The following is a 19,575-nucleotide window of genomic DNA, read 5'->3' as shown; positions in this document are numbered from 1 at the left end:
AAACTAAACAATAAACCTAGGAAAATAATAGGGTATAAAACTCCTAAAGAAATACTCGAATTTGAAGAAAAAAATGTAGCTTAGTAACACTAAAAATTAAAAACGCTTTGTTGCGTTAGAACATTGAGTGCACGAAATATCTTATATTAAAATCAGAAATATATTTAGTTTTTATTATTAAATTATTTATCATTAAGATAACTCTATATGATTGAAAAAATTAAATTTAAAAAAGCCTCTGAAAAAGAAATGTTCCTCTATTGCTGTTTAGGAGAAGCTCTTTGTGCTGTGCAAATTATCGAAGATGCCTTGAGTCACTCGATTATTATCAAAAAAACAGAGCCTTCTCAAAAGAAAGAAGCGGACAATCTTTTAAAAAAACAACGGTTTTATACTTTTGGTAGAGCGATAAATATTGCGAAAAAAGAAGCCTTGATTCCTGAATCTTTAATGATTGAATTGAGTGATTTACTAAAAGAAAGAAACTGGCTTATTCATGAAAGTCTTATAGAAAACAAAGATGAATTCCTGTCAGATTCTTTCTTTAAAAAACTATCTAAAAAAACAAAAGACATATCATTAAAAGCTAACAAATTACAAATTAAAATTGAATTGGATTTAATTGAATATACTGAAAAGAAAGGAATTGATTTATCTGAAATCAAAAGCAAAATGAACAAGCATTACGGAATATAGATATTTAAAGGATATTTAACTGCAATGCACAACACCGTGTATAATTAATTGCTTTTTAAGTGCTTACTTGCGAAAATTCCTGCGGAATTTTCTCGAGTTCGTAAAAGTTTGCTAACTTAGTTGCTTAACCACGCAACTAACATTTGTTATCTGGAATATTATTATCAGTCACTTTTTTTCCCAATATATTTAGTAATTATTCTCCTGGTGGGATATTAGAAATTTTATGGTCTATTGGCATTGAAGAACAGTTCTATTTATTTATTGCCCCATTATTCCTATTTCTACCATTAAAAAGAATAGTATTGTTTTTAAGCATGTTTACTTCCATATATTTTTTATTATACTTTTCAGAATATTTGGTTTTCCTAAAAAGATACAAAATGCTTTTCTTTTATTTTTCGTTTGGCGGTTTATGTTCTATTATTTATAATCATAGACTTTTTCAAACTTTAATTAAAAAATTAAGGTATCCAACACTATTAATATTTATAGCATATTTTACAACAGAAATATTTACAAATAACTTTAATCCATTATTTTACAATCTTTTTAGTTTCATCTTATTTGGTTTGACGATTTCCATTTTAGCCATAAAACCAATTAAAGCACTTGAGAATAAGGTAATGAATCACCTTGGTAAAATATCCTACGGAATATATATGTATCACGCAATAGTTATGCAATTGGTTGGATTATTTTATTTAAAAGTGATTTCAAAACTTGGTTTTCAAAATACTTTAGATATAATAATAATCAATATTTGTATAATTTTTATTACAATTATTGTGTCACATTTTTCATTTAAATATTACGAAAGTTTTTTTTTGAATTTGAAAAATAAAGTAAATATTAAACGAAAAACAGGAATAAAAACATTGCCTAAAAATGGATATAAGTAATAGCTTGTTCTTATCTACTTCTGAAAATCCTCGCGGATTTTCATTTTAGAGTATACTTACCTATAAACCAAGCAGCTACTCATAATTAATACCTTTAGAATATTCTAAAAACCAAAAATACGAGTTTTTCAAATTTGATGCAGACAAAGTGAAGAGCGCAAGCAGCCTGTCGTGTCGATGAATTTTGCAACACCTTATAAGGTTAATTGCTTCTGATTTTCCTTTCGGAAAACCCTCGCAAATGTCTTACCTTAGTTTCTTAATCTTAAAATCCTGCAAATTTTAAGCGCAACTAATCTCATACAAATACGTTGTTAAGTATATAAAACTAAAAAATAATTAAGATTTGCGAACATTTCATTTTGAAAAAGAAAAATATGGATTTGAACTTAAAATGGACTTACATAGATTCGAAACAAATCCTAATGTATTTTTTGAAGAATCTCCACATACTACCGACTTTTTTGAAATTTTTATTTTCGAAAAAGCTAAAGGACATATTAACTTAAATGGCCATAGTTTAAATATTGAAGAAAACTCTTTATTTTTTATTTCTCCTTACCAAAAAAAAAGCTGTAAAATAGAGCTTTTTGACATTAAAGGTTTTCATCTTGTTTTTCAAAACGATTTCTTGTCTAGTTTTTTTGATGATAAACTTTTTGTATATAGACTTCAATATTTTTATAATTCAAAGTATCCGCAATACTTGCAACTAACAAAAAATGAATATCATAAAATTCAATTTGCGCTAGATGAAATTATATCTGAAATAGCAAATTTCCAAAATGATAGCCTTCATATTATCAGGTCTCTTTTGTATTTCTATTTATCAAAGTTAAACAGATTATTTTCAAAACATTACAAAATTTCAGATAAAACACATGGCAGTTCTGCAGTTTACAGATTTAAGGAAATGTTAGAATTAAATATCCGAAAATTTCATTCTGTAGATGAGTATTGTAAGCTACTTAATATTTCTAGACAACACTTAAACAAGGTTATTAAAGTGTACTTTGGATGCACTTCCAAAGAAATTATTCATTTTAGATTGCTACAAGAAATTAAAATGGAGTTACGGTATTCCAATAAAACTATTTCTGAAATTGCTGACGCTTTAAATTTTAGTGAAGCCAATAATCTTACACGATTTTTTAATAGACTTGAAGGAACTACGCCTAGTATGTATCGCTTAAATTACCAAAACGATAGTAATTTATCATAAAACGATATATTCTAAACAAGAGTAAAACTCAATCTTTGCAAGTATTAAAAAATCAATAATACTATGAAAAATTTATTCTATTTCAATTTATTTGTTATCCTAATTAGCTTGCAATTATCTCAAGCACAAAATAAAACTAAGGTCATTCCAATGAATGCTTCAAATTGGCATATACCTAAAGGAACATCTTCTTTTGAAACATTTGACAATAGAGAAACACTTCTTTTAAATGGTAAAGCTTTTTTGAAAAACAATGAATTTTCAAATGGAACTATTGAAGTTGATGTTTATGCCAACAATAAAAGGAGTTTTGCAGGTATTATTTTTAGAAAGCAACAAAATACTATGGAGGAAGTTTATATGAGACTTCATAAATCAAATCAAGCAGATGCTTTACAATATTCGCCAACTTATAATGAAGAATTAACCTGGCAATTATATAAAGAATACCAAGCTAATGTTAACTTTAAAACTAAAGGCTGGAATACCTTACGCATTGAAATAAACGGTAAAAATGCAACTATTTTTGTAAATGATGAAAAAGTGCTTACCATAGATAATCTTAGAACAACACATAATAAAGGAGAAATTGGTCTATTTGCATTATTTAATAATAGATTTTCAAATTTTAGATTTACCAATAAAGATGTTATTAATCAAAATAAAACAAATACTCAAAATAACATAAAACCTAACATTATATCACAATGGAATATTACAAAAGGGTTTCCAGTTGTTGAAGAAAAATTAAACTTCAGCAGCTTTTTAAAAGAGAAATATACAACTGTATTAACCGAAAAATCAGGTTTACTTCCATTGTCAAAATTTATTAAAAAACCATCAGCTGGCAACTTCGAAAAAAATACAGAAGTCTATGCCGTAGCTTCAACTAATATTGAATCTAATAGCAACAAAACGATACTATTTTCTTTTGATTATAGTGATAAAATAATCGTCTATCTAAACGGAACAGCCATTTTTAAAGGTAATAACGCATTTAGGTCTAAAGGAATACAATATCAAGGACATATAGATATTAATACTAACAAATTATATTTAAACTTAAAAAAAGGTACAAATACACTTCATTGTGTAATTATTGACAAAGCAAATGGTTGGGGCTTAATTGGCAAATTTGAATAATATGTTTTACAACAATGCATATATTTTATTTCTAGTTCTAGCCTGTTTACAAATATTCCTGCGGAATATTCTATTCAGTTTTTATTTGCTAAATTACATGCTAAACCACTCAACGAACCAGATACCAAAACTCAGACCCAAGCAAGAATTCTCAAATGAACGAAATCAGAAAGTTTATTAATAATATTTCTCCTATGAGCGATTCTGATTGGTATTTTTTCTCCTCTAAATTAAAAAAAGTGAGATTTGAAAAAAATACAACAATCTTGAAATTAGGAAAAATAGAAAAACACCTATCTTTTATTTCTAAGGGAGTGATTCGTTTTTATATACCCAAAGAAGCATCAGATTTAACGTTTGGTTTTTTATTTGAAAATGAATTCGTAACCGCCTATGATTCTCTTTTAACACAAACTCCTTCTGAATACGAAATTGAAACGTTGACGGATACTATATTATGGCAAATTTCTAATAAAGATTTACAAGAGGTCTATCAAAAAACAAATAATGGAAACCTTATTGGAAGAAAGATGGCTGAAACTATGTATTTGATAAAATCACAAAGAGAACTTTCTTTATTAAATAAGACGGCAGAAGAAAGGTATTTAAATCTATTCTCAGAAAGACCACAATTAATAAAACACATTCCATTAAAATATATTGCTTCATATATTGGTGTTACTCCACAATCATTAAGTAGGATAAGAAAACGTATTACTTAACTTGAGTTAATTATTTTCATTGAGTATTTGTAGACCTTTGTCATTTAATAATTAAAAAACATGAAACCTTTAATTGTACTTTTATTAAGCTTTCTAATCTCTTTGTTTGTCATAAAAATTATGAATAAGGAGTATGATTTTATCTTGTCAGGAAGACTTGCAATGGCAATAATGCTTGTATTTACAGCTATTGGACATTTTGCATTTACAAAAGGAATGTCTATGATGATTCCTAAAGTTATTCCCTTTAAATCATCATTTGTTTACCTTACAGGAATCTTTGAAATTCTATTAGCAATTGGTTTATTAATTCCTAAACTAAAAACTATATCTGGATGGACGCTTATAATCTTTCTTCTATTACTGTTACCTGCTAATGTCTATGCAGCCATTAACCATGTGAATTACCAAAACGGAACCTTTAACGGTAACGGTCTTGTGTATTTATGGTTTCGCATACCTTTACAAATATTGTTTATTATTTGGACTTATGCTAGTAGCATCAGAATTTAAATACAAAGCTTAGCAGCTAACATTGGTTATAATTAATACGGATTTTTGCCTTTAGCCCAAAGTTTAGTGTAGTTTTATAAAGTCGCGAAATCTTTTGATTTGGCTAGAAATTAATTGCTTATTAACTCCCGCACCAATACTAGCCGAAGCCGCTACAAAAAACAGCTACGTAATCACTCATGAGTTGTGGAATACGACAGAATTATAAATCGAAATTTGATCAAAGCAATACACCGATTGTACACTCAACTCTGAATTTTAAATTCTGAATCTGAAAACTGGTACGCGAAAACTGGTAATGAAGTTTGCCAAAATACTCAATAAAAATTTGAAAATGACAGCTTAAAAGCATACTCATTAAAGATAAGGTTGAAATAAAACATCAAATAACTACGTTTCTAACATTTTAAAAAAACAATGCCGAACAAGCAATTAATTTTTATTTAACTTTATTCTATAATTTGAAGCTTATAAATGTTAAGCGATGATGAAAAGAAGCTTTTGTTGAAGAAGGAAAGATTATGCTCGCCTCTTTTAACCTTAACGGAAAACAATTTATGTGCAGCGACAGCCTTCCTATTCACGAATGAGATTTTACACTTGCGGTTGTTAATTACACTGAATGTAAAAATGAACTTAAAAACCTGTTTGAAAAACTATCTGAAAACGGAAAAAGTTTCATGGCAGCTAAACTTACAGTAGGCATTTTTTGTTCTTTAACATTAAAAACCTAATAGAATAACAACAACTTATGCGTAATATTTATGCATTAAAAGTTCTAAAAAAACTCACTATACTGAAGGACTCGAAAATCGAAAGTATTAAAATTAGGATTTTTGGCTTTTAATTGACGGTACAGAGGTATTCTGCTTATTGAAATATTAGCAGCTCCTGAGCTTGAGGTTAACGAAACGGTTTTTATTTTACGTGGTTTTTGATAAGATTCTTCGACTGCGCTCGAAATGACATTTTCTTTTTTTGCAGATTGCTTCCCTTCACTCACAATTACAGGTAGATTGAATTGGTGAATTCGCGGCACTTCGTTATTTACTAGCTTTAGTTTTAAACCATATGTTTTTAAATGTTTTCTGAAGAAATATTCGGGGCCATTTTTACTATTTCCGCCGGTAAAGAGCAGTGTATTTACATTTGGGAATTGTTTTAAATAACCCACAATATTGCGAAGTTTGATATTTTTCATTCCCAAATCTGAAGCATCAATTTTTTCGCGTTCGCAACTAGCAACGATATCGCAAACACCAATTTTATGTTGTATTAAAAAGTTTTTACGCTGTTGTACGGCTTCGTTAGAATTATCATATCTCAAATTTAGCTTATGAATTTTATCAATAAATAACCAAAGGGAATTGTAATAACTTCCGTAGCAAAAATCGACATCTTTTTCTAAAAGTGCTCCTGTAGAAAATCGTGGTGGCGGCAATGTACCTACAATAAGTTTTTCGGTATCGGGTAGTATAAATGGCTCGTATGGATGCTTGTGTTTAAACACGAATAAACTTGACTTGCGTTGTTATTTTTTGTAGTTTATAATAAACAAAAATATAGTAATAAAATGGGAAAAGGAGATAAAAAAACAAAACGTGGTAAAATTAACCGAGGTACTTTTGGTGCAAGACGACCTAGAATAAAAAAGAAGCCTTCTGTAGAGAAAAAAATAAGCGTAACGGGAAAAGCTACGCCTAAATAATTAATTTAATTCTTTTAATAATTTTTGAACTTCTGATATGGTTGACCTGTATAAGCGTTTGTTAGTCTTAGTCATATGCCGCGATTCATTAAAAATTTCATTTAATACGTCTTTAGCTTCGGTTTCTTTTTTTATTTCTAATAAAAATTTAGCCAGAGCTAATCGTTCTTCGTAAAACGAATACCTTATATCTATAGCTTTTAAATTATATTCTGCTTCTTCAATTTTATTTAATTGTTTAAGCGCCATACCATAGTAATACTGCGATCTAGATTTTTTAAACTCACTGTGGTCTTTTATTTTTTCTGCATAAAAAATTACATTTTCAAAATCTTGAATACCAACATATGCTTTTATTAATTGGGTTGTTGCATAAAAATTATTTTGCGATTTATCTTTTAAAGTTTCTTTGTAATGCTTAATGGCATTGCTATAATCTTTAGTTTCTAAAAAAGCATCGGCAAGATCTATTCTATTTTGGTAAGTTTCAGAAAATTCTAGTTTATTTTCTAAATCTTTAATTTTTTTTGTAGGGTTAATTATGGTTGTTATTTCAGAAGTAATTTTTTCTGCATCACGCTTATTGTAAACTTGGGTTATTAAATAAATAATACAACCAACCACAGGCAAAAATAAAATTAGAAAAATCCAATAATAGGGAATTCTATTTTTGTACATATGGTATATGCAATAGCCTTGAAGTAGTAAAATAAGGTAATAATACATACTGTGTTTTTCGTAATATTACGAAAATAAACTACCTGATAAAAACCAAATCGTTTTCTTTTGACATTTCTTCGCTAAATCCGTAACCTTCGTAATTAAACCCTTTTAAATCTTCAACAGTTTTAGCGTTGGTATCTACAATATATCTCGCCATTAATCCGCGTGCTTCTTTGGCGTAAAACGAAATTACTTTGTATTGCCCGTTTTTAAAATCTTTAAAATTTGCTGAAATAATTGGCGTTTTTAATGCTTTTCTATCTATAGCTTTAAAGTATTCGTTACTGGCTAGGTTTAAAAATAATTCGCCATCTTCTAACTCATCGTTTAAGGCGTTGGTAATATCTTTTTTCCAGAATTCGTATAAATTCTTTTTAGTACCAACTGGCATTTTAGTTCCCATTTCTAGGCGGTAAGGTTGTATTAAATCGGTTGGTTTTAATATACCGTAAAGGCCAGATAAAATGCGCACTGTGTTTTTAAAAGTATCTATTTTTTCTGTTGGTATGGTATAGGCGTTTAAGCCTTTATAAACATCGCCATTAAATGCATATGCTGCAGGTCGTGCATTTTCTGCTGTAAAAGGTAATTCCCAGGCTTGATTACGTTCGTAATTTAATTGTCCTAATGCATCTGAAATACTCATTAGGTCTGATAATTTTTTGGCAGATTTCTTTTTTAACTCTTTATTTAAACGTTCTGATTGTTTTAAAAACTGTGCTTCTGTAAAGTTTTGTATTGGTAATTCGCTTTCAAAATCTAAAGATTTAGCGGGTGATAGTACAAGCTTCATAATTCTTTCTTTTTTTGATATTCAAATTTACAATTACTTGCTTGCTTTTATATAGCTTCTTCAATATTATTTACAATATCAATATAAGTTTAATTTATTGCTAAGCCTTTACTATAAGGTTTAACTATTCGCATTAGGGATTGAGGTATTGTTGGAGCTCACCGACGCAGGAGGTAGCGACTACCGAAAGCCCGACCCTTTAGGGTAATGCCCAAATTATTTAAGTAAATCGTATGGCTTTTACTGGAGATATTTTTGTAATTAAATAAGATGGCACTAAAAGCATAATTAAACATAATATTAAGGTGCCAACATTTAATGCAATTATGTAACCTACACTTATAAAAACTGGAGCTTCGGTAACGTAATAAACACTTGGGTCTAGAGGAAAAATTTTAAAGTATTTTTGAGATAATAATACCGCCAAACCGATTAAATTACCCCAAAATAAACCGAGTAAAATTAAATAGGATGCGTTGTATAGAAATAGCTTACGTATGCTCCAATTGTTACTACCTAGGGCTTTTAAAACGCCTATCATTTGTGTGCGTTCTAGAATTAAAACGAGTAGTGCGGTTATCATGTTTATACCGGCTACTAAAATCATGATTCCTATTATGCCATAAATGTTTTTATCGAAAATACTTATCCACTCGAAAATTGATGCGAATTTGTTTGTTACAGTTTCTGTATTTAAGGTTGATGGTGTGTTTTGGTAAACTTCTATGCCTTTTCTATCGATTTTTGAAAAATCGTTTATAAAAACTTCAAAGTTGCCAATTTGGTCGGTTTCCCATTTATTTAGTCTTTGTATATGACGTAAATTCCCGATTAAAAACTGCTTATCTAAATCTTGAAATCCCGAACTGTAAACGCCTACAACTTTACATTTTACATAGTTTGGTAACTTTTCTGGGTCGTTTTTTGCAAACACCATTTGAAACTCGTCTCCTACTTTAAAACCTAGTCTATTGGCTAAATACTCCGAGATTAAAACTTCTTCACTCCATTTTTTTTGCAAGTTTGGTAATACGCCATCTATTAAAAACTCTTTAAAATATTGCCAATTATAGTCTTCTCCTACGCCTTTATAAACTACACCTTCAAAATCTGTTTCGGTTCTAATTACACCAAATTTTGTTGCAACACCCTGCACATGGGCTATACCGTCTACAGATTTAAACTCTGGATAAAATTCTTGATTTTTTGAAATTGGAAATACACTTTCTTGCGAGTTATTACTATCGTAATTACTTATAGTTATATGCCCGTTAAAGGCTACAACTTTATCTCTAATTTTTTGTTGAAGCCCTATACCTGTAGCTATGGCAATCATCATAACCACAATACCTATAGCTATTGCAGCTATACCAATTTTTATTATTGGCGCCGAAATACTACTTTTATACGCTTTACTACCAATTAAGCGTTTTGCTATAAAAAACTCGTAATTCAAAATATATATGATGCCTTTTAAAGTTTTCAAAAATACTGTTTTATTCTCTATTGTTCTCGGGTTTGTGATGTTAATTTCCTGCGGATCTAAAGTAAAACAGGATAGAGTTTCGGCCGATGTAACACCTTTAAAACAAGTTGTAACTGACACCAATATTGTTATTGGCGCCAACCAAACCGAGCTGTATTTACCTTTATTGCAAAATAAACGTGTTGGTATTGTAGCCAACCAAACTTCTGTAATTTTTAAAAATGAAACTAAATATGTTCATTTAATAGATTCTCTAGTTTCTTTAAAATTAAACGTAAAAAAGGTTTTTGCGCCAGAACATGGTTTTCGTGGAAAAGCTGATGCTGGCGAGGTTGTAAAAGATGGTTTTGATACTAAAACCGGATTACCTATTGTTTCGCTTTATGGCAGCAACAAAAAGCCAAAACCAGAACAATTAAACGATTTAGATGTTGTTATTTTCGATATACAAGATGTTGGCGCCCGTTTTTACACTTATATTTCTACACTGCACTATGTTATGGAAGCTTGCGCCGAAGCTAATATTCCTGTTATAATTTTTGATAGACCTAACCCAAATGGGCATTATATTGATGGCCCTGTTTTAGAAACAAAACACCAAAGTTTTGTTGGGATGCATCCTATTCCGGTTGTTCATGGCATGACTATTGGCGAATATGCACAAATGATTAATGGTGAAAAATGGCTAAAAAACAATATTGAATGTGAGTTAACCATTATTAACATGAAGCATTACAACCATAAAAAAGCATATAGTTTACCTATAAAACCAAGCCCTAATTTACCAAACGATAAAGCTATTAACCTTTATCCTAGCTTATGTTTTTTTGAAGGTACCAATGTTAGCGCCGGACGTGGCACAGAAACGCAATTTCAAATATTTGGTAGCCCATTTTTAAATACTGAAGTCTTTACGTTTCAATTTACACCCCAGCCAAATGAAGGTGCAAAATATCCTAAACATAAAAATGAAGTATGCTACGGAAGCGATTTAACCTCAACAAAAAACTTAACAACGTTAAACTTAAACTGGTTAATTGAGGCTTACAATAACTCTACAGATAAAACTAAATTTTTTAATAACTTTTTTGTAAAACTAGCAGGAACAGAAAATTTAAAACAACAAATTGAAGCTGGTTTAAGCGAAGCCGAAATTAAAAACTCGTGGCAAGATAATTTAAAAACCTTTAAAAAAATTAGAGAAAATTATTTGTTATACGACTAAGCTCTTAAAATAAAATTTAATGAAAAAAATAGCTATACTAGCGCTGCTTTACACATTGGTTTGGGGCAGTTCGTGTAAAAGTTCGGTTGCCACCATAAAAGCAAACCCCGAAACACCAAAAGATTTTGCTACCAACTTTTTAATTAATGAGCGTATTCCTGGAATGGCCATTACCGTAGCAAAACATGGTGACATAATTTGGTCGGAAGGTTTTGGTTATGCCAATATTGCTAAAAAAATTAAGGTAAAACCAGACGAAACTCAATTTAGAATTGCTAGTATTTCAAAACCTATTTCGGCTGTTTGTATGGCCACTTTAATTGATGCTAAACTTATAGATTTAGATTCTAGCGTGTACGCCTATTTACCTACTTACCCAAAAAAGAAATACGATTTTACTATAAGGCAAGTTGGAGGGCATACGGCAGGAATTAGGCATTATAAAAATAATGAGTTTTTGTTAAACGAACCATTAACTATTACTCAAGGTATAGATATTTTTAAAAACGACACCTTACTTTTTAAGCCACAAAGCAACTACAAATACAGCACATATGGCTGGAACTTACTTAGCGAAGTTACGCAAACGGTTGCAAAAACACCTTTTGATACTTATACGAAAAACGTCATTTTTAGTCCGCTAAAAATGCTAAACACAAGCTTAGACTATTGTAATACTGATATACCTAATAGAACGCTATTTTACAGAAAAAATGAAAATGGTAAAATTGAATTGGGCAGCCCTGTTTGCAATGAATTTAAAGCTGCTGGAGGTGGTTTTATTTCAACATCTGAAGATTTAATTAAATTTGGAAACGAAATAATACATCCAACATTAATTTCTAAAACTGTTTTAAGTGAATTGTTAACACCTCAAATTTTAGATTCTGGAAAAAATACACATTACGGCGTAGGTTTTTCGGTAGATTTATCTAAAAACAAAACACCCAGATTTGGACATTCTGGTGGTGGTGTTGGCGCATCAACCTTACTTTTAATTTACCCAGAAGAAGAGGTTGTTATTTCTATTGTTACTAATTTGTCTAACGTTCCTGTTTACGATTTAGGGAATCAATTAGAAGCACTTTTTATTAATTAGTTTAACATATTTAATAGTACATTCGGGTAATCTGTAATTATACCATCTACTTTGTAATTAATCATGGTTTCCATGCTTTCTAAACTATTAACCGTCCACGGAATTACTTTGTAGTTTTCACGTTTAAAAGCTTCAACATTATTAGTATTTAAAAGCTTGTAATACGGACTAATAATTTCGGGTTTGTAACTTAAACTATTAAGTTTTGTTGTAATGTTTTCATCTTCATCAATTAAAATAGCAACTTTCATTTTTGGCGATTGTTTTTTAATTTCCTCTAAAACCCGTAAATCGAAACTTTGCAAGTTAGTTTCCGCGAAAGCGTTATTAGCTTCAATCACTTTTAAAACAAGGGCCACAAATTCTTTTGGTTTTGGCGTAAAAACTTCATCAAAATTTGGTTTTGCTTTTATTTCAATATTAAATTTAATTTCAGGATTTAATTGTTTTGCCATTTTAAAAACCTCATCTAACGATGGTTTATAAGCTTTCAATTTTTCTTGCTCTGGAAATCGTGGATGCATTTTTAATCCGCAATCAAATTGCTTAATACTATCAAAAGTCATTTGATATAAATTATACTTCATATCATCTTCCTCCGGAATTGGGTTTCCTTCAATATCTAAACAAATAACTCGGCTTAAAAATGGTTCGTGAGACACAACAACAACGCCATCGTGACTTACTGCTACATCAAGTTCTAAAGTATTTACGCCTAATTCTATGGCTTTTTTAAATGCCGGCAAGGTGTTTTCTGGCATTAATCCGCGGCAACCACGATGGCCTTGAATGTCGATATTTTTTGAATTACAACTCACTACAACTATTGCTAAAATTAAACCACTTAAATACTTCAAAACTAATCTGGTTTTAAGGTTTGCTGCTCGTACTTTTTAAAAGGCTGTACTAATAAGGTTTTTATGTTGCTATTGGCCGCTTCATCTGGAAAAACATCTACGCCGTAAACAATTTTATCGCGATCTAGCTTCATGAAAGTTCCAAAAAGCCTATCCCAAACCGAAAAAATATTTCCGTAGTTAGAGTCTGTAAAAGGTAGCCTGTAATGGTGATGTACTTTGTGCATATCGGGAGAAACAATAACGTAGCTTAGCCAATCATCTATTTTTCTTGGTAATTTTATGTTGGCATGATTAAATTGAGTTGCCACAACAGATAACGATTGATATAAAAACACAATAGCAATAGGTGTTCCAATAATAAAAACACCTGCTAACGTAAACAAATAACGTATTAAACTTTCTAAAGGGTGGTGTCTGTTTGCTGTAGTTGTATCTACATTGTGGTCGGTATGGTGTACTAAATGCACTTTCCATAACAACTTGGTTTTATGCTCAATTAAATGCGGTAAATATGCTCCAATAAAGTCTATTAAAAATATACCTAAAAGTGCGTATAGCCACAAGGGCATTTCGGGCAACCAGTTAAGAATACCAAAGTTATTTTGCGTAACCCAGTCGGCCGATTTTAAAAGTAAAAACGCCAATGGTAAGTTTACAACTACTGTTGTTAAGGTAAAAAATATGTTAGGAATAGCGTGTTTCCATTTTTTATAGGGCTTACCAAATAACGGCATTATGCCTTCTAAAACCCAGAAAAAAGTTAGGCCTCCAATTAAAATAATAGCTCTGTGATGAGATGGTATAGTCTCGAAATAGTTTAATAATGCTTCCAAAGTAATTTAGTTTAGTTTTTAAATATAACTATTTTATCCTTTGTTTCATGGCTTCAACTATGTTAAAAGCTGCCGGACAAATAGCCACATTTTTTAAAGTTAAGTTGGTTATTTGCTGAAATTTTTTCCGGTCGGTATGCGGAAACTCTCGGCATGCTTTTGGGCGCACATCGTAAATAAGGCAGTAATTATCGGCATCTAAAAACGTACATGGCACACTTTGCAGTACATAGTCATTTTCTTCGTCAATTCTTAAATATTGATCTATAAACTGTTGCTGTTTCATTTTAAAATGTTTAGCAATACGCTCAATATCTTTATCTGTAAAGAGTGGACCAGTTGTTTTACAACAATTGGCACATTGTAGGCAATCGGTACGCTCAAATTCCTCTTCATGTAGCTCTTGCATCACATAATCTAAATTCTTTGGTGGCTTTTTTTTAAGCTTTGCAAAGAACTTTTTGTTTTCGTTATGCTTATCTTTGGCGAGCTTTGGAAGGTCTTCTATTTTAGGTTGAATACTCAAAATTTAAAATTTTAGCAAAACTACTAAAAGCAAACTAACTTTGTATTTTAATACTTGAATTTTGAATTTGAAAGACCTTTTCGGAAAAGCTTTACTAGATTACCAAAACGGAAATTATACCGAAGATATTATTACTTCTACAAGTATTTCTGATGAAGATGAATTGCCGCTACCCTATTTATTTAGAAACTATTCTGAAATGCCTAAACTCGAACAACAAGCCTTAAAATTGAGTAAAGGCAAGGTATTAGATGTTGGTTGTGGTGCAGGAAACCATAGTTTGCATTTGCAGCAAAAAGGTATAAATGTGAAAGCTATCGATGTATCGGAAGGTGCGATTGAAGTTTCAAAAATACGCGGTGTAAAAAATGCCGAAGTTTTAAATATTTTAAACGAAACCGAAACATTTGATACCGTTTTATTATTAATGAATGGTACCGGAATTTTTCAAGAACTTACTCAAGTTTCCAAATACTTAACGCATTTAAAAAGTTTGCTAAACACTAACGGGCAAATTTTAATTGATTCGTCTGATATTAAATACATGTATTTAGATGACGATGGTGGCTATTGGCAAGACATGAATGCTAGTTACTACGGTGAACTCGATTATTTTTTAAGCTATAAAGGTGAAAAAGAAACCCCAATGAAATGGTTGTATCTTGATTTTGACACCTTAAAGTTAGCCTGCGAAACTGTTGGCCTAAATTGTGAACTAGTTCTTGAAGGCGAGCATTACGATTATTTAGCACGTTTATACTAATCTTACTTAGGTTCTCGCAAAATTTTATTCATTTTTCGTCCCTTTGCTAATTCATCAACAAGTTTATCAAGGTATCTGGTATGTTTGGTTAAAACGGTTTCAATCTCTTCAATTCGGTAACCACAAATAACACCTTTTATTAAATCTGCATTAGGGTTTATGGTTGCACGCTCAAAAAAGGTTTTAAACGTTACCTTTTCATCAATTAGTTCTTGCAATTTATTAGAATTAAACCCTGTAAGCCATTCAATTACCTCATGCAGCTCTGCTAAAGTTCTTCCTTTTTTTTCAATTTTAGTTACGTAATGCGGATAAACCGAAGCAAAAGTCATATTAGCTATACGCGCATCATGTTCTGGAGTTGTATTAGCCATAAATTTTAATTTTAGTTATTTTCAATATCGCTTATGTGATGTTCTAGTGCTTTAACCGAAATTTGTATTTCAACAATTAAAAGAGATAACGAAATAATAAGCAACAGCAAAGCAAAGCCAAAAACCCAAACCGCAATAAACTGCTGTTCTATATAAATTAAAAACATTGTTAACACACAAAACAATAGGCTACTTATGCCAAAAATTTGCATAGAACGTGTTAAGTAAAGTCGCTTTTTAATGTTCTCTATTTGTGCTTTTAAAACAGAATCTTTTTCCTTTTTGTACCTATCATGCAGATTTCTTACTATAGCAGCGTAGGCTAAAAACCTATTAGTATAAGCCAGCATAATTAGTGAAATAGCAGAAAATAATAAAGCTGGTGTTGTTAAAGTAAGTTGTTCCATATTTATGATATAAATTGGGTAATATAATATGTTCACTTTAAAATAAACAAATTTACAGTTTATACAATTTAAAACTAATTTGTTTTAAACAGTATTATTTAAAATCAAAAACAAAAAAAATACAAACGACTGTTAATCTGTCATTTAAAACAAATTAAATTGCGAATAATTGTCATAAATATGTTAATTAAATTTTAAAATAAAAGACAAAATATCAGACAAATTATAATGGTATTCAAATTGCTTAAATCATATTAAAAAATAAATCTTATTGTATAACTTAAAAACATATAAAATGAGCAACTTAGTAACATTACCGAAAAACGGAAATTTAAGCAAACACAACAAGGTATCAAATTTCCCATCATTATCAAGTTGGTTTGATGATTTTGGCTTTTCAGACTTTCCTTCGTTATTAACATCAAACTTTAACACAGGAATTACATTACCTAAAGTTAATATAAAAGAAGAAGCTGATGCTTTTATTGTAGAAATGGCAGTTCCTGGATTAAAAAAAGAAGATTTTAATATTGACATTGACAATTATAATCTTTCTATATCTGCAGAATTAAATGAAGAAAACGAAGAAGAAAATAAAAGCTATACCCGCAGGGAGTTTGGTTACTCTTCATTCAAAAGAACATTTGTTTTACCAGAAACAATAGACGAAGCAAAAATTAATGCATCATATAACAATGGTGTTTTAAAAATACACTTACCAAAGCGTGAAGAAGCAAAACAAAAACCTGCAAGAAAAATTAAGATTTCTTAATATTTTTGTTATTTATTGAAAAAGTCGCCTAAAATGGCGGCTTTTTTGTTTATTATTTAATTTTAATTCCAGGTGTTTTTTTAAAACATGACCAAAATCATAGTTACAAATGTACTTATCTTCTACTTTTGAAGTATTAAATTTTATACGTCATGAAAGCTAAAAAAAACCCAGAATTAGAAGTTGGAAGAAACAGTAGTTTGTATTTCGCAATAGGTTTAAACTTAATGTTACTATTGTCTTGGAGTGCACTTGAGTATAGAACGTATGAAAAGGATGACTATGTAATGGAAGTTCTTGATGTTGAGTACAAGATTGAAGACGATATTCCTATTGTAAAAATGAACACGCCAACACCACCGCCACCACCTCCAGCAGCAGCGCCAGAGGTTATTGAAATTATAGAAGACACTCAAGATGTTGAAGAAACAATTATTGAAAGTACCGAAATTGGACAAGATGATGCTGTTGAAGATTTTCAAGTTGTTGATGTTGATGCTGTAGTTGTTGAAGAAGTTGAAGAAGAAGTTGAAGTTGCTTTTGCTTTAATTGAAGATGTACCTGTTTTCCCAGGATGTGAAGGTTTAAATAAAGCACAAACCACAAAATGTTTTCAAGAGAAAGTACAAAAACATGTTCTTGATAATTTTAGATATCCAGATGCCGCTATGCAATTAGGTATTCAAGGTCGTGTTTCTGTAGTATTTATAATTGATTCTAAAGGTTATACCACCGGAATTAGATCTAGAGGTCCAGACAAAATTTTAGAAAAAGAAGCTGAAAGAATTATTAGTTTAATGCCTAAAATGAAACCAGGCAAACAACGCGGCAAACCAGTAAAAGTTACTTATGGCGTTCCTATTTATTTTAAATATGAAGCTAACTAAAGTAGCCTAATTAGTGTTCAACATGAAAAACTAAGACCAAAAAGTCTTAGTTTTTTTTTGTTTTTACCCAATAATAATCAGTCAATATACAATTCGGCATAAAAAAATTACATTTCGGTGGTTCCTTTTTTTAAAAAACAGCGTTCATTATAATATTTGTGGTGTTGTTAAAAGCTAGATTTACTACTTTTAAAAAACATAAATACAAAACCACAATGGCAAAATCGATAAAAAATATATTAATAACATTTATTATAGGCTGCATTATTTTTGTAATTGGCACTCTACTTTCTGGTGGTTTTAATTATGAAAGTATTAACGAAGCTGCTACGAGTTTTTTCTTTTATCAATTATATGCCTTTGTATTGGGCTACAGTAACATGTTGTTTTTCGATTTTTTAAATCGTAAAAACTGGAAAAAAACCGAAACCATTAAGCGCATCATTATCGGCATTATTGGATCTACACTTTTAACAATTTGCAGTCTATTTTTTTTAAGAATGGCTACAGCAACTTTAATGTATAATATACCCTTAAATCAATTTTTAAAAGGCGAAAAAATAGCGTATTATCAATTTGGCCTTTGGGTAACCTTAACAATTGTTGTTATTTTTCATATTATTTATTTCTACAATAAATACCAACAAAACCGAATTAAGGAGCAAAAAGTAATTGCTGGTACGGCAAGTGCAAAATTTGATGCTTTAAAAAATCAACTAGATCCGCATTTCTTGTTTAATAGCTTAAACGTATTAACCAGTTTAATTGAAGAGAACCCAGAAAATGCACAAAAATTCACCACTTCTTTATCCAAAGTATACCGTTATGTTTTAGAACAAAAAAACAAAGAATTAGTAACTGTAGATGAAGAATTAAAATTCGCTAAAACCTACATGTCACTTTTAAAAATGCGCTTTGAAGACAGTATTATTTTTAATATGCCAGAAAAAGCAAGCAATCCAGATAGTAAAGTTGTACCGCTATCGTTACAATTATTATTAGAAAACGCCGTAAAGCATAATATGGTAACTAGTAGTAAACCTTTACACATTAATATTTTCGAGCAAGATGGTAATTTAGTAGTAGAAAACAACCTACAACCAAAACAAATAGTAAAAAAAAGTAGCGGTGTTGGCTTAAATAACATAAAACAACGCTACCAATTATTAACACGTAAAAACGTATTCATTAATCAAGAAGCAAACCGTTTTGCAGTTGCAATACCAATGCTTACAAAACAATTATCAGTTATGAAATCAATCAATTCAAAATCAAATTTTAGCGACAGTTATGTGCGCGCACGTGACTATGTAAACGAACTTAAAGGTTTTTATTATAGTCTACTGAGTTATTTTGTAGTAATTCCTTTTTTAATTTACATTAACTACAACACGTATTGGGGTGTAAAATGGTTCTGGTTTCCTATGTTAGGCTGGGGAGTTGGCTTAGTTTTACAAGCTTTTAAAGTATTTGTTAATAATGGTGCTTTTGGCCGTAATTGGGAAAAACGTAAAATTGAACAATTTATTCGTGAAGAAGAAAACAAACGTTGGAATTAAAATTTAAAGTTATGCAAAACACAGATATACAACCTTACAATAACGAATTTAAAAATAAAGAATTTTTAAAAGAAGAAGCTTATCTTCGAGCTAAAGAAAAGGTAAAAAAAATAGTAGGCTTTTATTGGCACTTGGCTGTATTTATAGTAGTAAATGCCTTTATAATATTTACAATTGTAGTTAATGGTGGCAGCCTTTGGCATTTTGGAACTTGGGCTACACCCTTATTTTGGGGCATTGGTTTACTGTTTCACTTTTTAGGAGTTTTTGGTGTTACATTCCTATTTGGTAAAGACTGGGAAGAACGCAAAATTCGCGAGTTTATGGAAAAAGACAAAAACAACTGGGAATAAAAAATTAAC

The 19,575-nt window shown here is 30.3% G+C and carries 23 protein-coding genes; 14 read left to right on the top strand and 9 right to left on the bottom strand.

All coding sequences use genetic code 11. The features are described from left to right. Positions 1 to 207 precede the first annotated feature (207 nt). The 6 genes from LG649_RS11900 to LG649_RS11875 all read left to right on the top strand — a co-directional run bounded on the left by LG649_RS11900 (position 208) and on the right by LG649_RS11875 (position 5,198). Complete coding sequence (locus tag LG649_RS11900) at positions 208 to 696, top strand: hypothetical protein (RefSeq protein WP_226544031.1); 489 nt, start codon at positions 208 to 210, stop codon at positions 694 to 696. A 143-nt stretch (positions 697 to 839) separates the two neighbouring features. Beyond that, positions 840 to 1,598: an acyltransferase family protein gene (locus LG649_RS11895; protein ID WP_226544030.1), complete on the top strand. Its 759-nt coding sequence runs from the start codon at positions 840 to 842 to the stop codon at positions 1,596 to 1,598. Between the two features lie 346 nt (positions 1,599 to 1,944). Beyond that, complete coding sequence (locus LG649_RS11890; RefSeq protein ID WP_226544029.1) at positions 1,945 to 2,820, top strand: AraC family transcriptional regulator; 876 nt, start codon at positions 1,945 to 1,947, stop codon at positions 2,818 to 2,820. A 63-nt stretch (positions 2,821 to 2,883) separates the two neighbouring features. Then, on the top strand, positions 2,884 to 3,963 hold the full coding sequence (locus tag LG649_RS11885) for a family 16 glycoside hydrolase (protein WP_226544028.1): 1,080 nt from the start codon (positions 2,884 to 2,886) through the stop codon (positions 3,961 to 3,963). Between the two features lie 155 nt (positions 3,964 to 4,118). Then, complete coding sequence (locus LG649_RS11880) at positions 4,119 to 4,685, top strand: Crp/Fnr family transcriptional regulator (protein ID WP_226544027.1); 567 nt, start codon at positions 4,119 to 4,121, stop codon at positions 4,683 to 4,685. A 144-nt stretch (positions 4,686 to 4,829) separates the two neighbouring features. Then, positions 4,830 to 5,198: a DoxX family protein gene (locus LG649_RS11875; RefSeq protein WP_317197662.1), complete on the top strand. Its 369-nt coding sequence runs from the start codon at positions 4,830 to 4,832 to the stop codon at positions 5,196 to 5,198. A 778-nt stretch (positions 5,199 to 5,976) separates the two neighbouring features. On the opposite strand, the gene LG649_RS11870 is transcribed toward LG649_RS11875, so the two are convergent. Continuing rightward, on the bottom strand, positions 5,977 to 6,708 hold the full coding sequence (locus LG649_RS11870) for a uracil-DNA glycosylase family protein (protein ID WP_226544025.1): 732 nt from the start codon (positions 6,706 to 6,708) through the stop codon (positions 5,977 to 5,979). Positions 6,709 to 6,771: 63 nt separating this feature from the next. Here LG649_RS11870 and LG649_RS11865 point away from each other — a divergent pair, with 63 nt between their 5' ends. Continuing rightward, a complete protein-coding gene (locus LG649_RS11865) occupies positions 6,772 to 6,906 on the top strand; it encodes a 30S ribosomal protein THX (RefSeq protein WP_226544024.1) in 135 nt (44 codons plus the stop codon). Here LG649_RS11865 and LG649_RS11860 read toward each other — a convergent pair whose 3' ends face one another. From LG649_RS11860 to LG649_RS11850, 3 genes are all read right to left on the bottom strand, one after another. Further along, positions 6,907 to 7,584 carry a hypothetical protein gene (locus tag LG649_RS11860; RefSeq protein WP_226544023.1) on the bottom strand — a complete coding sequence of 226 codons (678 nt, stop codon included), beginning with the start codon at positions 7,582 to 7,584 and terminating at the stop codon, positions 6,907 to 6,909. It lies immediately after the preceding gene. A gap of 79 nt (positions 7,585 to 7,663) precedes the next feature. Beyond that, entirely contained in the window at positions 7,664 to 8,422 is a 759-nt protein-coding gene (yaaA, locus tag LG649_RS11855; protein ID WP_226544022.1) for a peroxide stress protein YaaA, read from the bottom strand. 220 nt (positions 8,423 to 8,642) lie between these two features. After that, a complete protein-coding gene (locus tag LG649_RS11850; protein ID WP_226544038.1) occupies positions 8,643 to 9,878 on the bottom strand; it encodes an ABC transporter permease in 1,236 nt (411 codons plus the stop codon). Between the two features lie 10 nt (positions 9,879 to 9,888). On the opposite strand from LG649_RS11850, the gene LG649_RS11845 reads away from it, so the two are divergent. Together LG649_RS11845 and LG649_RS11840 are read left to right on the top strand one after the other, a co-directional pair. After that, entirely contained in the window at positions 9,889 to 11,133 is a 1,245-nt protein-coding gene (locus LG649_RS11845) for an exo-beta-N-acetylmuramidase NamZ family protein (RefSeq protein ID WP_226544021.1), read from the top strand. Between the two features lie 19 nt (positions 11,134 to 11,152). Further along, entirely contained in the window at positions 11,153 to 12,232 is a 1,080-nt protein-coding gene (locus tag LG649_RS11840) for a serine hydrolase domain-containing protein (RefSeq protein ID WP_226544020.1), read from the top strand. Here the strand turns inward: LG649_RS11840 and LG649_RS11835 are convergent. Genes LG649_RS11835 through LG649_RS11825 form a run of 3 tightly spaced genes read right to left on the bottom strand, consistent with a single transcriptional unit; the run spans position 12,229 to position 14,445 of the window. Beyond that, a complete protein-coding gene (locus LG649_RS11835) occupies positions 12,229 to 13,089 on the bottom strand; it encodes a glycerophosphodiester phosphodiesterase family protein (RefSeq protein ID WP_226544019.1) in 861 nt (286 codons plus the stop codon). The two genes, LG649_RS11840 and LG649_RS11835, sit on opposite strands and share 4 nt — an antisense overlap. A gap of 2 nt (positions 13,090 to 13,091) precedes the next feature. Then, entirely contained in the window at positions 13,092 to 13,925 is an 834-nt protein-coding gene (locus LG649_RS11830) for a sterol desaturase family protein (protein ID WP_226544018.1), read from the bottom strand. Between the two features lie 28 nt (positions 13,926 to 13,953). After that, the gene (locus LG649_RS11825) at positions 13,954 to 14,445 is read right to left on the bottom strand and encodes a YkgJ family cysteine cluster protein (protein ID WP_226544037.1); all 492 of its coding nucleotides are present in this window, start codon (positions 14,443 to 14,445) and stop codon (positions 13,954 to 13,956) included. A 73-nt stretch (positions 14,446 to 14,518) separates the two neighbouring features. Between LG649_RS11825 and LG649_RS11820 the strand changes: the two genes are divergently transcribed. Further along, complete coding sequence (locus tag LG649_RS11820) at positions 14,519 to 15,214, top strand: class I SAM-dependent methyltransferase (RefSeq protein WP_226544017.1); 696 nt, start codon at positions 14,519 to 14,521, stop codon at positions 15,212 to 15,214. Positions 15,215 to 15,216: 2 nt separating this feature from the next. On the opposite strand, the gene LG649_RS11815 is transcribed toward LG649_RS11820, so the two are convergent. Continuing rightward, positions 15,217 to 15,588, bottom strand: coding sequence for a DUF2200 domain-containing protein (locus tag LG649_RS11815; protein WP_226544016.1), 372 nt, complete (start codon positions 15,586 to 15,588; stop codon positions 15,217 to 15,219). A gap of 11 nt (positions 15,589 to 15,599) precedes the next feature. Beyond that, positions 15,600 to 15,995 (bottom strand): DUF2721 domain-containing protein, encoded by a 396-nt coding sequence (locus tag LG649_RS11810; protein ID WP_226544015.1) that lies wholly within the window; start codon positions 15,993 to 15,995, stop codon positions 15,600 to 15,602. Between the two features lie 295 nt (positions 15,996 to 16,290). On the opposite strand from LG649_RS11810, the gene LG649_RS11805 reads away from it, so the two are divergent. The 4 genes from LG649_RS11805 (at position 16,291) to LG649_RS11790 (ending at position 19,566) form a co-directional block, all read left to right on the top strand. Then, positions 16,291 to 16,767, top strand: coding sequence for an Hsp20/alpha crystallin family protein (locus LG649_RS11805; RefSeq protein ID WP_226544014.1), 477 nt, complete (start codon positions 16,291 to 16,293; stop codon positions 16,765 to 16,767). Positions 16,768 to 16,919: 152 nt separating this feature from the next. Further along, positions 16,920 to 17,654 (top strand): energy transducer TonB, encoded by a 735-nt coding sequence (locus tag LG649_RS11800; protein ID WP_226544013.1) that lies wholly within the window; start codon positions 16,920 to 16,922, stop codon positions 17,652 to 17,654. Between the two features lie 215 nt (positions 17,655 to 17,869). Continuing rightward, on the top strand, positions 17,870 to 19,213 hold the full coding sequence (locus LG649_RS11795) for a histidine kinase (protein WP_226544012.1): 1,344 nt from the start codon (positions 17,870 to 17,872) through the stop codon (positions 19,211 to 19,213). An 11-nt stretch (positions 19,214 to 19,224) separates the two neighbouring features. After that, the gene (locus tag LG649_RS11790; RefSeq protein WP_226544011.1) at positions 19,225 to 19,566 is read left to right on the top strand and encodes a 2TM domain-containing protein; all 342 of its coding nucleotides are present in this window, start codon (positions 19,225 to 19,227) and stop codon (positions 19,564 to 19,566) included. Positions 19,567 to 19,575: the final 9 nt, after the last annotated feature.

It is taken from the genome of Neotamlana laminarinivorans (genome assembly GCF_020523925.1).
GTDB lineage: Bacteria > Bacteroidota > Bacteroidia > Flavobacteriales > Flavobacteriaceae > Neotamlana > Neotamlana laminarinivorans.
This window is presented reverse-complemented; position numbering and strand designations above follow the sequence as displayed.

Bases quoted from the DNA above. Each gene is read 5' to 3' on its own strand.
- LG649_RS11900 (WP_226544031.1), top strand. From the start codon at position 208: ATGATTGAAAAAATTAAATTTAAAAAAGCCTCTGAAAAAGAAATGTTC.
- LG649_RS11885 (WP_226544028.1), top strand. From the start codon at position 2,884: ATGAAAAATTTATTCTATTTCAATTTATTTGTTATCCTAATTAGCTTG.
- LG649_RS11880 (WP_226544027.1), top strand. From the start codon at position 4,119: ATGAACGAAATCAGAAAGTTTATTAATAATATTTCTCCTATGAGCGAT.
- LG649_RS11865 (WP_226544024.1), top strand. From the start codon at position 6,772: ATGGGAAAAGGAGATAAAAAAACAAAACGTGGTAAAATTAACCGAGGT.
- LG649_RS11860 (WP_226544023.1), bottom strand. From the start codon at position 7,584: ATGTACAAAAATAGAATTCCCTATTATTGGATTTTTCTAATTTTATTT.
- yaaA (WP_226544022.1), bottom strand. From the start codon at position 8,422: ATGAAGCTTGTACTATCACCCGCTAAATCTTTAGATTTTGAAAGCGAA.
- LG649_RS11845 (WP_226544021.1), top strand. From the start codon at position 9,889: ATGCCTTTTAAAGTTTTCAAAAATACTGTTTTATTCTCTATTGTTCTC.
- LG649_RS11840 (WP_226544020.1), top strand. From the start codon at position 11,153: ATGAAAAAAATAGCTATACTAGCGCTGCTTTACACATTGGTTTGGGGC.
- LG649_RS11815 (WP_226544016.1), bottom strand. From the start codon at position 15,588: ATGGCTAATACAACTCCAGAACATGATGCGCGTATAGCTAATATGACT.
- LG649_RS11810 (WP_226544015.1), bottom strand. From the start codon at position 15,995: ATGGAACAACTTACTTTAACAACACCAGCTTTATTATTTTCTGCTATT.
- LG649_RS11805 (WP_226544014.1), top strand. From the start codon at position 16,291: ATGAGCAACTTAGTAACATTACCGAAAAACGGAAATTTAAGCAAACAC.
- LG649_RS11800 (WP_226544013.1), top strand. From the start codon at position 16,920: ATGAAAGCTAAAAAAAACCCAGAATTAGAAGTTGGAAGAAACAGTAGT.
- LG649_RS11795 (WP_226544012.1), top strand. From the start codon at position 17,870: ATGGCAAAATCGATAAAAAATATATTAATAACATTTATTATAGGCTGC.
- LG649_RS11790 (WP_226544011.1), top strand. From the start codon at position 19,225: ATGCAAAACACAGATATACAACCTTACAATAACGAATTTAAAAATAAA.